The organism is Enterococcus sp. LJL51 (assembly GCF_054871795.1).
Genome location: NZ_JBTXLW010000012.1, coordinates 107,225 through 121,463 on the forward strand (window position 1 = coordinate 107,225; position 14,239 = coordinate 121,463).

13 protein-coding genes are annotated in these 14,239 nt (G+C 42.1%); all 13 read left to right on the forward strand.

Features of this window, described 5'->3' with window-relative positions:
• Window positions 1-131: 131 nt before the first annotated feature.
• Window positions 132-1,613: an arabinosylfuranosidase ArfA gene (gene arfA / locus ACYSNQ_RS12040; RefSeq protein WP_426083693.1), complete on the forward strand. Its 1,482-nt coding sequence runs from the start codon at window positions 132-134 to the stop codon at window positions 1,611-1,613.
• A 28-nt stretch (window positions 1,614-1,641) separates the two neighbouring features.
• Window positions 1,642-2,913: an ABC transporter substrate-binding protein gene (locus ACYSNQ_RS12045; RefSeq protein WP_426083667.1), complete on the forward strand. Its 1,272-nt coding sequence runs from the start codon at window positions 1,642-1,644 to the stop codon at window positions 2,911-2,913.
• A gap of 222 nt (window positions 2,914-3,135) precedes the next feature.
• Window positions 3,136-4,032, forward strand: a complete 897-nt coding sequence (locus ACYSNQ_RS12050) for a carbohydrate ABC transporter permease (RefSeq protein ID WP_426083669.1) — start codon at window positions 3,136-3,138, stop codon at window positions 4,030-4,032.
• Window positions 4,033-4,044: 12 nt separating this feature from the next.
• Window positions 4,045-4,911, forward strand: a complete 867-nt coding sequence (locus tag ACYSNQ_RS12055; RefSeq protein WP_426083671.1) for a carbohydrate ABC transporter permease — start codon at window positions 4,045-4,047, stop codon at window positions 4,909-4,911.
• Between the two features lie 10 nt (window positions 4,912-4,921).
• Complete coding sequence (locus ACYSNQ_RS12060) at window positions 4,922-5,491, forward strand: DUF624 domain-containing protein (protein WP_426083673.1); 570 nt, start codon at window positions 4,922-4,924, stop codon at window positions 5,489-5,491.
• On the forward strand, window positions 5,488-7,008 hold the full coding sequence (locus ACYSNQ_RS12065) for an alpha-N-arabinofuranosidase (RefSeq protein WP_426083675.1): 1,521 nt from the start codon (window positions 5,488-5,490) through the stop codon (window positions 7,006-7,008). Before ACYSNQ_RS12060 ends, ACYSNQ_RS12065 begins: the two co-directional genes overlap by 4 nt.
• Window positions 7,009-7,017: 9 nt before the next feature.
• The gene (locus tag ACYSNQ_RS12070; protein WP_426083677.1) at window positions 7,018-7,986 is read left to right on the forward strand and encodes a glycoside hydrolase family 43 protein; all 969 of its coding nucleotides are present in this window, start codon (window positions 7,018-7,020) and stop codon (window positions 7,984-7,986) included.
• 167 nt (window positions 7,987-8,153) lie between these two features.
• Window positions 8,154-9,602, forward strand: a complete 1,449-nt coding sequence (locus ACYSNQ_RS12075) for an alpha-N-arabinofuranosidase (protein ID WP_426083679.1) — start codon at window positions 8,154-8,156, stop codon at window positions 9,600-9,602.
• Window positions 9,599-9,841 (forward strand): DUF6171 family protein, encoded by a 243-nt coding sequence (locus tag ACYSNQ_RS12080; RefSeq protein ID WP_426083681.1) that lies wholly within the window; start codon window positions 9,599-9,601, stop codon window positions 9,839-9,841. The genes ACYSNQ_RS12075 and ACYSNQ_RS12080 overlap by 4 nt, the downstream gene beginning before the upstream one ends.
• Window positions 9,842-10,046: 205 nt before the next feature.
• On the forward strand, window positions 10,047-11,651 hold the full coding sequence (locus tag ACYSNQ_RS12085; RefSeq protein WP_426083683.1) for a xylulokinase: 1,605 nt from the start codon (window positions 10,047-10,049) through the stop codon (window positions 11,649-11,651).
• A gap of 69 nt (window positions 11,652-11,720) precedes the next feature.
• On the forward strand, window positions 11,721-12,416 hold the full coding sequence (locus ACYSNQ_RS12090; protein WP_426083685.1) for an L-ribulose-5-phosphate 4-epimerase: 696 nt from the start codon (window positions 11,721-11,723) through the stop codon (window positions 12,414-12,416).
• A gap of 25 nt (window positions 12,417-12,441) precedes the next feature.
• Window positions 12,442-13,866: an L-arabinose isomerase gene (gene araA / locus ACYSNQ_RS12095; RefSeq protein WP_426083687.1), complete on the forward strand. Its 1,425-nt coding sequence runs from the start codon at window positions 12,442-12,444 to the stop codon at window positions 13,864-13,866.
• Window positions 13,867-14,025: 159 nt separating this feature from the next.
• A partial coding sequence (locus ACYSNQ_RS12100) for a transposase (protein ID WP_461731384.1) occupies window positions 14,026-14,239 on the forward strand: 214 nt, incomplete at its 3' end.

The window sequence follows — 14,239 nt, forward strand, 5'->3', positions numbered from 1 at the left end:
TATTAATATAAATGTTAATTTAATCATTAAATAAAATATTTAATTTAACAATATTATTATTGACAGCGTTTTCAAATTGATTTATTATTTAGTTAAATATTAAAGGAGGCTAGATTTTGAAGGCGAAATTGATGATTAATAAGTATTTTTCGATTTCTGAAGTGGATCCAAGACTCTATGGTTCGTTTATTGAGCATATGGGACGGGCAGTGTATGAGGGAATTTACCAGCCGAATCATCCGTCAGCGGATGAACAGGGCTTCCGTCAGGATGTCCTTGCTTTGGTAAAGGAATTGAAGGTACCTCTTGTTCGTTATCCTGGGGGGAATTTTTTATCTGGTTATAACTGGGAAGATGGTATTGGGCCTGTCGCGGAACGGCCCAAGCGCCTGGATTTAGCGTGGCGGACGACGGAGACTAACGAAGTTGGACTCCATGAGTTTTACGAATGGGCGAAAAAAGCTGAGACAGAAATCAATATGGCGGTGAATCTAGGAACACGGGGAATTGATGCTGCAAGAAATTTAGTAGAATACTGCAATTATAAAGAAGGCAGCTATTGGAGTGACCTGAGAAAGAAAAATGGCTTGAAAGATCCGTTGAATATTAAAACCTGGTGCTTGGGTAATGAGATGGACGGTCCTTGGCAAATCGGTCATAAGACAGCAGAAGAGTACGGACGGCTGGCTGCGGAAACAGCGAAAGCGATGAAGCTGGTAGATGATTCAATTGAACTGGTCGTTTGCGGCAGCTCACACAGTCATATGCCTACCTTTGGTGATTGGGAGCTGGAGGTGCTGGAACACACCTATGATTATGTCGACTATCTTTCCCTCCATCAATATTATGGTAATCAAGAGGATGATTTAGACAATTATCTCGCTCGTTCGTTGGATATGGATGCTTTTATTACAGGAGTTACGGCAATGTGTGATGCAGTGAAGGCGAAGAAACACAGCAAGAAGCAGCTGAATTTATCCTTTGATGAATGGAATATCTGGTATCACAGCAATGAGCACGATGAAACGGTTAAGCCGTGGCAGGTTGCACCGCCATTATTGGAGGACCACTACAATTTTGAAGATGCCTTGCTGTTAGGCTGCTTGCTTATCACCTTGCTGAAGCACAGTGATCGAGTAAAGATTGCTTGCCTGGCTCAGCTGGTAAATGTGATTGCACCGATTATGACTGAAAAAGATGGCGAAGCATGGAGACAAACCATTTTCTATCCCTTTATGCAGGTATCCAACTTTGGTCGAGGCACTGTTTTAAAGCCTTTGATTGAATCAGAAAGCTATCAAACAAAGGATTTCGAAGCAGTACCCTATTTGGAATCAATTGCTGTATTGAATGAAGAAGCCAACGAGCTGGTGGTATTTGCTGTTAACCGTAGTCGGGAGCTTATGGATTTTGCGATAGGCACCAATGGCTTAGCTATAAAGGAAGTAATAGAATTTTCGCAGTTAAGCGGCTTTAAAATCAAAGAAGTCAATACGAAAGGAGTAGAAAAAATCAAACCAGTACAGTCAGATAGCTACACACTGGAAGAAGCCGAAATCAACTGTCAGTTGCAGCCGTTGTCGTGGAATATGGTTCGTTGCTTATTAAAATAGTAGAACAAAATTTAAGGGGGATGTCAAAATGAGATTCAAGAAGTTTTTATTAGGATCAATGGCAGTTTTAGCAGCAGGAGTGCTGGCAGCATGCGGTGGAGGTTCTTCTTCTGATGGAGGCTCAGAGGATGGTGTAACGTTAACCTTCTGGAATGGCTTTACTGCTTCGGATGGTGAAATTTTACAAAACATTGTTGATGACTTTAATAAAACCAATGATAAAAATATCAAAATTGAGATGGATGTTATGACTTGGGCAAACTTGAACGAAAAGCTGCCGCCAGCTATTTCTTCAAAAACAGCACCTGATTTTATTGCATTAAATTATCCTGATTTTGCTCAGTATGTTGAAAATGGCGCTGTTCAGTCCTTGGATGATTTTTGGGATTATGACGGGGTAGATAAAGCGGACTTTACCGAAACAGCTGTAGATTTAGGAAAAGTAGAAGACAAGCAATACTTCATTCCTATGCAGGTTCAGGGTATGTACATGTATTGGAACAAGGATTTATTTAAAGCGGCTGGCTTAGATACTGAAACACCGCCGAAAACCTGGACTGAATTGACTGAGATGGCACCGAAGCTGACAGACAGCAGTAAGAATGTTTCAGGATTTGTATTTAACAAGGATGGTACGGCTCCTCTTTACAATTGGATTCTTGCCAACGGCGGCAAACTGATTAACGATGACTATACGAAATCTGAGTTTGCTTCTCCAGAAAATTTAAAAACCTTAAAGGCCATTCAGCAAATGATTCATGTTGATAAGGCAGGTCCGGAATCAATTTCTGGTGCTGAGATGGATAACTTGATGAATGCAGGGCAGCTTTCCATCGAAATTAACGGTCCATGGCTGAATAACGGACTAAAGGCAAACGAAATCAACTACGGTGTGACTACATTGCCTCAAGCAAGTGAGAGTGGTGAACAAACGGCTATTCTTGATGGTGTAGGCTATGCTATTCCAGCAAGTACGGACAGTAAGAAAAAAGAAGCAATCTATGAATTCCTGAAATATTGGAATACAACAGAAATTGGTAAAAAATGGAGTATCGAAAATGGTTTCCCGGCATACTTAAATTCTGTAGCTGAAGACGATGAAGTGAAGAACAATGAGATTGTTTCTGAGCTTTCTAAGCAAATGGATTACGCAGAGCCGTTTCTACCTGGATTTACTAAAATTTCAGCAATCAATAACGATATTATCAATCCGATGATTGAAAAGCTATTGGCTGGAGAAGATCCAGAAAAACTAATGAATGATGCAGACAAAGCAATCAATGACTTACTAAGCCAGTAAGCTAGTCGTTCTGAATCGTTCCCTATTTTAAATAAATGCCGGAACAGAGGTGCGGGCAGAAAACTACTGCACGAAACACAATCAAAAATGGTCGATGGAACGGGCAGGTATAGTGTTTGCCTATTTTAAAAGAAAATTAGAATAGTAGACCGGATTAAATTTTTGACTGCTCCCCTCTGTTCCAGCTGTGTTTAAATCTTTTATGAAAATGAGGTGTATTAGTTGAAATCATTAGCCAGATATTGGAATCAGCCCAAACGGGCAGCCTATCTATTTTTACTACCATCTTTTCTGGTACTGCTGCTGTTCACAGTCGTTCCTTTGCTGGGAACCTTTGCTATCAGCTTTACGGACTTGAATATCTTCTTTACTTCAAGAAATATAGTGGGTCTGGATAATTTTATGCGGATTTTTAGTGACGAGCGGGCGGTTAATTCCCTGCTGCATACTTTATATTTTACGATTTTGGAAACACCCGCTCAAATTATTATCGGATTATTAGCTGCTGTTGTTCTTTCTAAGAATACAAAGTTCAATAAATTCTGTCGTTCCACCTTCTACATTCCTGTAATTTGCTCGCTGACATCAATTGCTATTATTTTCTCTATGCTGCTGGATCCAAATGTCGGAGCAATTCCTTATCTGTTTTCTCAGCTTAACTTGCCGATTCCTCAATTTTTCCGTGATCCTACTTTAGCTATGCCCACAGTGGCAGTTATGACCGTTTGGAAGAATTTCGGAGTAACAATGACTATCCTGTTGACGGCAATCCAAGGAATTTCGCCTTCATTGTATGAATCAGCACAAATGGATGGAGCTACTCAAAGACAGCAATTTTTCAACATTACATTGCCGCAGATTGTTCCTTCATTAGGTTTTTGTATCTTAACCAATCTGATTGGTTCTATGCAAGTCTTCGATCAGGTGTATGTTGCAACTGCCGGCGGACCGCAATTTAAGACAGAAACAGCTGTTCAATACATATACAGCCGCGGCTTTACCGCTCCTTATGAGCTGGGGTATGCATCGGCGCTCTCCTCTGTTCTGTTCGTGATTATTGCGGCAATCGCCATTTCCACTAACTTGTATATGTCCCGTAAAGAAAAACAAATGAAATAGGAGGTAGCCAAAATGACAACAGAAAGTACCCTTGTTCCCGCTAATGTAAAAAAGCGGAAGAAAGCAACACCTAAAAAGATACTTAGTACGATTGGAATGATTTTGGTTCTGTGTATTATTGCTTTTCCGTTTCTGTGGCTGATTATTTCCTCGTTTAAGTATGAGAAGGACATCATTTCCTTTCCTCCGAAAATTTTTGCGGATAAGTATACGCTGGATAACTATATTAAGGTCTGGTCAACCATTCCTCTTTTAGACTACATCAAAAATACAGTTATTTTTGCTGGTGGTACGGTTATTACTTCCGTGTTTTTCGATTCGTTGGCAGGCTACGCTTTTGCCCGCATGAATTTTAAGGGCAAGTCGGCACTATTCTATTTTGTTTTACTGACCATGATGATTCCTTTTCAAGTATTTATGATTCCATTATTTATTGAAGTTAATCTTATGGGCTTGCTGGATACGTATGCCGGACTGATTATTCCAAGGATGACGACTGCTTTCGGTATCTTCATGATGCGTTCTTTCTTTATTACGCTGCCAAATTCACTGGAAGAAGCCGCTAGAATTGATGGCTTAAATGAGTTTAAAATCTTCTGGAAAATCATGCTGCCTTTGAGTAAACCAACGCTGCTGTCCTTAGGAATCTTTACACTGATGAATAGCTGGAATGACTTACTTTATCCGCTGATTCTAACCAGCAGTTCTAAAATGCGGACATTGCCTGCAGGGTTAGCATTATTTACAGGTCAGAATATTTCCTTCTATGGACCGGTTATGGCAGGAACAGTCATTTCTATGCTGCCGTTGTTGATTATTTACATTTTTGCACAGAAATACTTCGTTCAAGGAACAGCAATGTCTGGTATGAAAGAGTAGGTGAAGGAAAATGAAGCTGGTAGAAACCAGAATTTATTCACAGTTAATGATGATTTCCGACTACCTGCTGTTAGGGCTGTTATGGGTAATTTTATCCCTGCCTCTAATAACTGTGATTCCTGCATCTGTCGGGGTATTGTATGTGATTAGACAATGGGAAGGCAGCTCAACAGGAAGTATTCTTCGCTACTTCTTTCAGGGAATCAAAAGGTATCTTCCGCTGAACTTATTAGTAAGTGGATTAACAATCGGAATTTTTGCCATAGTAAATAACCTGATGTCGGAAAGTAGTCAGCTATTAATTATCAGCGGCTATGTTATTTCTATTGTTTATTTAATGTTTCTATTTTCCTGGATGTATCAGTGTGTCTGGTTGGAAAAACAAACGGTTTTCCAGCTGTTTGAACAGAGTGCATTAGAGCTGATTCTATATTTCTTAAGAAACTTATTATGCTGCGGCTTAACCGTTTCATTTACAGTGCTGGTCTTTCTGTTTCCGCCATTCATTTTTATTTTTGCCGGCGGCTTCTGGAAGGTAATTGCGCTTATACTATTTAGAAAACGTCAGGTGATGAAATGAACGAATCAATAATTAAGGTACGTAAAGACTTTTTAGTAGGAGAAATCAGTCCTCGGCTTTTTGGTTCTTTTGTGGAGCATATGGGCAGTGTTGTCTATACTGGGATTTTTGAGCCGGGGCATCCACAAGCGGATGAAAACGGCTTTCGTCAGGATGTTTTAGCCTTAATCAAAGAGCTGAATCTGGGAGTTATCCGCTATCCAGGCGGTAATTTTACTTCTGGTTATGATTGGCAGGATACGATTGGTCCTGTAGCAAATCGCCCGAAAAAAATTGACTTGGCTTGGCGGGGAATTGAGCCTAACACTTTTGGACTGCATGAATTTTTTAACTGGCTGAGTCACACAGAGGCAGAGCCGATTTTTACAGTGAATCTAGGTACAAAAGGAATTGATGATGCCCGCAATATTGTAGAATACTGCAACTATCCAAGGGATTCTTACTGGAGTGATATGCGTAGAAAAAACGGTCAGGAAGCACCGTTTAACATCAAGCTATGGTGTTTGGGAAATGAATTGGACGGTCCTTGGCAAATCGGGGCTAAAAGTGCCTACGAGTACGGGCGAATTGCCAATGAAGCGGCTAAGGTAATGAAGCTGGTAGATGAATCGATTGAAACAATTCTTGTGGGAAGTTCAACGCCAAGACTTGCCAGCTATCCGGAATGGGATCGAATTGCTCTGGAGCAGGCGTATGAAAACGTTGATTATCTTGCCCTGCATAACTATATCGATAAATATGATGAGGATGATCTGACAAAACCGCCGAAGAATGAGCGGGATGATACACCCACTTATTTGGCTAAATCCTATCGGTTTGACCGGCAAATAGAAGAGGTAGTTGCTGCTTGTGACTATGTGAAGGGTCTTTTAAGAAGTGAAAAAACGATGTACCTAGCTTTTGATGAATGGAATGTTCATGCTCAGCCGGAAAAACAGCATCAGGATTTTGAAATCGGCAGTCCGATTGACTGGTGCTATTTCACGATGGAAGATGCTTTGTTGTTTGGTTCTTTAGGACTTGCTATTTTGAGGCACGCAGATCGGGTAAAAATTGCCTGTCAATCTCTGCTGGTAAACACCATTCCGTTAATTTTAACTGATAGGGAAGGAAAAGCTTGGTGTAATCCAACCTACTATATCATGGCGCATTTATCAAATTACGCCAAGGGACGGGTACTATCTCAGAACACGACAGGTCCAACCTATGATTGTGAAAAAATTAAAAATGTTCCCTTTGTCGATAGTGTGGTTGTTGAGAATGAAAAAGAACTGGTCATTTTTGCCGTTAACCGGACAGACCAAAAGCAGACAATAATCGTCGATCATGATTTTTCACTGGCAGAAAATGGGGAACACATCCAGCTGCAAAGTGAAGAACTGCTGGACAAAAATCGGCGGGAAACACCAGATAAAATTCAGCCAAAAAAACAGACTGTTTCGATTGATAAAGAACAGACTGTGACAGTGGAAGTCGGCAAGTATTCATGGAATGTATTTAAAATAAAAAAAGTATGAGGGATTGTTATGACAGTAAAAACGACGTATAAAAATCCGATTGTGATTGAACGAGCGGACCCTTGGGTCTATAAGCATACAGACGGCTACTATTATTTTACAGGCTCAGTGCCAGGGTATCAGTCAATAGAGCTTCGCCGTTCTAAAACACTAGAGGGTCTTGAAAGTAGTGAACGGCTAGCTGTCTGGCAGGCGCCGGCAACAGGAAAAATGAGCCAGCTAATTTGGGCGCCGGAAATTCATTTTCTTAATGGCTGCTGGTATATCTACTTTGCGGCAAGTGATGATGCTGAAATTAGAGACCGAACCCATCACCATCGGATGTTTGTAATTGAGAATAAACATGAGGACCCGATGAATACCGACTGGACTGTGAAGGGGCAGCTGGAAACAAAATTTGACAGCTTTAGTTTGGATGGTACAGCTTTTGTTCATCGAGAGCGTCTTTACTACGTTTGGGCACAGCAGGACCCGCGGATTCCCGGGAATTCGAATCTATATATTTCAGAGATGGAAAATCCCTGGACGCTTAAAGGAGAGCAGGTACTATTATCTATACCGGAATATGATTGGGAAAAAATAGGCTTTTCCGTCAATGAAGGAGCCGCTGTTATTAGCAGAAACGGCAAAGTATTTATTGCGTATTCGGGTAGTGCGACGGATGAAAATTATGCAATGGGTCTGCTGTGGGCGGATGAGGCGGCGGACTTACTGGATGGCTATTCTTGGCATAAGCTGCCGGAACCGGTGTTTGTTTCGTCAGAGAAACATAGTCAATTTGGTCCAGGCCATAATTCTTTTACCCGCAGTGAAGATGATACAGAAGATGTCTTGATTTATCATGCCCGTCCGGAAAAAAACAAGGCTGGAGATCCATTGGATAATCCAAACAGACATGCAAATGCACAAGTGTTTACCTGGAATGAGGAGGGCTTTCCAGTGTTTGGCGAGCCAGAACCGTATACAAGAGAGCTATAGTCTTGATGAATGGGTAGTCCAGCATAAATAATTATTTCATAAAATCAATAGAAGTCCTGTTAAATGATCCAGTGTACAAGAAAAAGCTTTTATCTGTAAGGTAAGTCAGAGAAAGAGAAGTATAACTGATTTATTTAACAGGGCTTCTATAGTTAAAGGAGAAATAGATGATAAAAATTTTAAACCAAAAATCAGGAGTGGAAATTAGTAAATACATTTACGGACATTTTGCTGAGCATCTGGGACGGTGTATTTATGAAGGCCTGTATGTTGGAGCAGAGTCAGAGATTCCGAATAAAAACGGTATGCGGCTAGATGTAATAGAGGCTCTGAAAGCTATTGAAATTCCTGTTCTTCGCTGGCCAGGCGGCTGTTTTGCAGATGAGTATCATTGGAAGGATGGGATTGGACCAAAAGCAGAACGGAAAAAAATGGTGAACACTCATTGGGGCGGTCTTACTGAGAACAATCACTTCGGCACCCATGAATTTTTTGAACTGGCAGAACAATTAAACTGTGAGGTTTATGTCAACGGTAACGTAGGCAGCGGGACAGTTCAGGAAATGCAGGAATGGGTTGAATACATGACCATGGCAGGAGAATCGCCAATGGCAGAGCTGCGGAGAAAAAACGGCAGAGAGACTCCGTGGAAGGTAAAGTTTTTTGGTGTAGGGAATGAGTCCTGGGGCTGTGGCGGTAATATGCGGCCGTCCTATTATGCGGATCTTTACCGTCAATATCAGACCTATGTTCGCCAGTATGGAGCAGAAGAAATCTATAAAATTGCCTGTGGTCCTAACGTTGACGATTACCAATGGATGGAGGAGGTCCTCCGGATTAGCGGGCCTTATATGGATGGCATTAGTCTGCATCACTATGCCTTAACTGGTGCTTGGGAGGACAAAGGACCTGCCTTAGGATTTACGGAAGCCCACTGGTGGTCGCTGCTGGAAAGTGCTAAAAAGATGGACAAGTTAATCACCAAACATACAACAATTATGGATAAATACGATCCGGATCGCCGAATCGGTTTGATTGTGGACGAATGGGGCTCCTGGCTGGCACCGGAAGCGGGAACCAACCCCGGTTTTCTTTACCAGCAGAATACGATTCGCGATGCTATGGTTGCCGCGCTGACTTTGAATATCTTTCATAAACATGCAGAGAGAGTTCAGATGGCGAATATTGCTCAGACAGTGAATGTATTGCAGGCGATGCTGTTGACGGAAGGGGATAAGCTGGTAAAAACACCAAGTTACTATGTATTTGAGCTGTATAAGGTTCACCAAGGTGCCCAACGGCTGGATTGCTATGGGCAGACACCTGAACACGTATCGTATACTGTTTCCCGAAAAAAGAGCATTGTTAGTCTATCTATATGTAATTACTCATTAACTAAGACAACAGCGGTGAAATTTGAGCTGGAAACACCGATTAAAGAAGTATGCTCCAGCCGCTTCATTCAAGGGATGACAATGGATAGCCATAATGATTTTGCGCATCCGGATACAATTGTTCTTCAGGATTTTACAGAATACAATAGTCAAAATCAGCATTTGGAACTCTCACTTTCACCAAAATCGATTCTAACGATTCAGCTGGAGCTAAGTGAATGAGTTGTAAAAACTGTAATCCACAGTCTTTTTTGCTGAACAATCAAACAGTAGCAGAGTTAATAGTAGAGCAGTTAGCGATGGAAAGAGAGCTTGCATCTAAGGAAATAGCGCAGCGGCGAACGTTAATTTGTGAAGAGTGCTGTTTTCGCTCTACCCATACCTGTACAGCGTGCGGCTGTTTTTATCAGTTTCGGGCATCTTTGAAAAATAAATATTGCCCTAAAGGCTACTGGTCGTAATCTGAAAATAAAGTACGTACAAATGCCGAATAAATTATTTACATGTACGTACATAAATGCTATAATTCTTCTTGAAAGATGGAATACTTCTTTTGAGAAGGATTTTTTATGTCGTTAGTTGTTAACTAGGGCGTGTCTGAATAATAAAAAGGAAACCAGTTTTTCAGACACGCTTGAAAATGAAAACGTATACAGGAGGATTGAGATGAACGCAGAGAGTGTAAAGCAATCGATTGTTCTTGGGAAAACGTCTCTTGGAATAGAACTGGGATCAACCCGTATTAAGGCGGTGCTAATCGATGAGCACCAGGAGCCTGTTGCATCCGGCAGTCACACTTGGGAAAATCAACTGGCAGATGGCCTGTGGACATACAGCTTGGAGGATATCTGGTCAGGGCTGCAGGATAGCTATCAGAATCTAAAAAAAGATGTTTTTCAGAAGTTCGGTGTCAAGCTAACCAAAATTGGTGCAATGGGTTTTAGTGCGATGATGCATGGTTATATGGCTTTTGATAAAGAGAATCAGCTACTCGTCCCTTTTCGAACTTGGCGTAATTCAAACACTGCAGCGGCTGAAAAGGAATTGACAAAGCTGTTTAACTACAACATTCCACAGCGTTGGAGTATAGCCCATTTGTATCAGGCGATCTTAAATCAGGAAGCTCATGTGGAAACTATTCATTATTTTACTACACTAGCTGGTTATGTTCATTGGCAGCTGACAGGAGAAAAGGTTTTAGGAATTGGCGATGCTTCTGGAATGTTCCCAATAGATCCTGCTGTAAAAAATTATGACCAACGTATGATTACAGCCTTCGATAAGCAAACTGCTAAGCATAATTACTCTTGGCAGCTGCAGGATATTTTGCCTAAGGTGCTGGTCGCAGGTGAGCCGGCTGGTCTGTTAACAGAAGCTGGTGCGAAACTGCTTGATCCAACAGGTGATTTAATCGCTGGAATGCCGCTGTGCCCGCCGGAAGGCGATGCTGGAACAGGCATGACAGCTACCAATAGTGTAGCAAAAAGAACGGGTAATGTATCCGCCGGTACCTCTGTTTTTGCGATGATTGTACTGGAAAAGGAATTGAAAAAAGTTCATCCAGAGCTGGACTTGGTTACAACACCTGCTGGCGACTTAGTTGCTATGGTCCATGCCAATAATTGCTCATCTGATATTAATGCCTGGGTGAAGCTGTTTGAAGAATTTATTAAGGTCTGTGGTTTCGAGCTGTCGACAGAAAAGCTGTATGAACTGCTGTTCAATCAGGCGCTGCAAGGAGATAAGGAATGTGGCGGTTTGTTATCCTATGGCTACTTTTCAGGGGAAAATATTACTCATATTCCAGAAGGGCGGCCGCTATTTGTACGGACACCTGACAGTCGTTTCAATCTGGCAAACTTCATGCGGGTTCATCTGTTCACTGCTTTTGGTGCGTTAAATATCGGTATGAAGATTTTAGTAGAAGAAGAGCAGGTTCAAATTGATAAGGTCCTTGGACACGGCGGAATCTTTAAAACAGAAGGCGTTGCACAAAAAGTACTGGCGGCGGCCATCAATACGCCGGTTTCACTAATGGAAACAGCTGGAGAAGGCGGAGCTTGGGGGATTGCCTTGTTGGCGGATTATCTGGGCTATGCGAAGGAAAATCAGTCACTAGCCACATATTTGGAGCAGCAGGTATTTGCCGGAGAAGCAGGCAGCGAGCTTGCTCCTGATCCAGAAGATACCGCTGGTTTCGAACAGTTTGCACAACGTTATAAAGAAGGCCTGCCGATTGAAGAGGCAGCAGCAGCTTATTTAAATCAATGAGCCGGCAGTCATGACGAATGAACAACTATTTTAGGGAATAAGGCTAGTTGAAGACAGGAGGACAACGATGTGTTGGAAGCATTAAAAGAAGAAGTATACTATGCGAATTTGGAACTGCCCAAGCAGGGGCTAATTAAATACACATGGGGAAATGTTAGCGGAGTTGATCGTGAACAGGGCTTGTTTGTAATTAAGCCTTCTGGTGTTGATTATGAAACACTGAAGCCCTCTGATATGGTCGTTTGTGATTTGAAGGGAAACGTGGTTGAGGGGACATTGAATCCTTCCTCCGATACGCCAACCCACGCAGTTTTATATCAATCGTATCAAGATATCGGCGGGATTGTCCATACGCATTCGCCATGGGCCACTATTTGGTCACAGGCGGGCTTAGATGTGCCAGCTATGGGGACGACTCATGCGGATACCTTTTATGGAACGATTCCTTGTGCCCGTTTTTTAAGTCAGGAAGAAATCGATCGAGGCTATGAAGAAGAGACCGGCCGTGTAATTGTTGAGACGTTTAAAAAGCGGGAAATTGATCCGATGGCAGTGCCGGGAGTACTACTTCATGGACATGGTCCCTTCACTTGGGGGAAAAATGCAGATAGTGCGGTAATGAATGCAGTAGTCTTAGATGAGGTCTGTAAAATGAATTTATATGCCCGTCAGCTGAATCATTTTTCTGAAGAACTGCCTCAAAGAATTTTAGACAAGCATTATTTACGAAAACATGGCAAAGACGCTTATTATGGACAAAAATAAAAACGAATCAGAAGGAGAGAGAAGTATGTCAGCAATGGATAAAAAAGAATTTTGGTTTGTCGTAGGCTCTCAGCATTTATATGGAGAAGAAGCATTACAGGAGGTTCGGGCTCATGCAGAGGAAATGGTCCGTGAACTAAATAGCAGCGGTACTCTACCTTACCCAGTGGTCTTACAGGAGCTGGCAGTGAAGCCGGAAGTTATTACAAAAATTATGAAGGAAGTCAATTATCGGGATGAGGTTGCCGGAGTAATCACTTGGATGCATACATTCTCGCCGGCAAAAATGTGGATTCGAGGAACGAAGCTGCTGCAGAAGCCGTTGCTTCATTTAGCTACGCAGTATAATGAAAGTATTCCTTGGGAAACGATTGATATGGACTTTATGAACTTGAACCAGGCGGCTCACGGCGACCGGGAATACGGCTTTATCAATGCTCGTCTGAAGAAAAATAATAAGGTAGTTGTCGGATACTGGAAGCGCCCTGAGATTCAAAAGCAGATTGCTGAATGGATGGATGTTGCAGCAGCCTACAACGACAGCTTTAAAATCAAGGTTGCCCGTTTCGGCGATAACATGCGAAATGTTGCAGTAACTGAAGGAGACAAGGTTGAGGCTCAAATTCAATTTGGCTGGACTGTTGACTATTATGGTATTGGCGACTTGGTTCAGTACGTCAATGCAGTTAAGGAAGAAGAAGTAGAAGCTCTGTTTACGGAGTATAAAGAACTGTATGATTTTGACTATGGTGAATATGACCATGATAAATGGGAAGCGCATGTGAAGGTACAGGCTCGTCAGGAAATTGGTTTGCGCCGCTTCTTGGAAGCTGGGAGCTACAATGCGTTCAGTACAAACTTCGAAGATTTGTACGGCATGCAGCAGCTGCCTGGTTTAGCAGTTCAGCGTTTGATGGCAGAGGGCTACGGGTTTGCCGGCGAAGGAGACTGGAAGACAGCAGCAATTGACCGTTTAATGAAGGTAATGGCACATAATAAAAACACAGGGTTTATGGAGGATTATACCTATGAACTGGCGGCTGGATATGAAGCGATTCTGCAATCCCATATGATGGAAGTTGATCCAACTTTAGCGGTGAACAAGCCTAAAATCGTTGTTTCTCCGTTATCTATGGGTGACAGAGAAGATCCGGCACGTCTGGTCTTTGATGGGAAAGCTGGCTCTGGCGTCGTCGTTTCCATGGCTGATTACGGAACACACTACAAGCTGCTGATTAATGAGGTAGAATTGTTTGAACCAACGGAAGCGGCACCTAACTTGCCGGTTGCCCGTATCCTTTGGGAGGTTAAACCCAACTTCCAGGATGGTGTGAAAGCTTGGATTGAAGCTGGGGGCGGACACCATACAGTAGTTTCGCTGAATTTGACCACAGACCAGATTGTTACCTGGGCGAAGATGGTTGATTTGGACTATGTGCTGATTAAATAAGAGAAGCAGTTACATTTGAAGGGAATATGTAAGGGGAGTGGGACAATAGTCAGAAGAAAATCTGATTATTGTCCTACTTTTTTGATTTTAGGGTACACAAAAAGCACGCAACCGTGTAAGATTAAAGTGACTAAACCAAATCAAAAGGAGCGTGCTTTTATGTTTAAAGATTATACCATCAATCAAACGATTTTACCATTAGAGTTGGAACAGTTTATTCCTGAAACGGATGTCGCTTTTGCGGTCAATGCCTTAGTCGAAGCCATGCCGCAAACACTCTTTAATAAATTAGAAGAACAATTAGGCCGACCGGCCTACCACCCGAAGATGCTATTAAAAATTATTCTGTATGCGTATACTCAGCGTGTCTTTT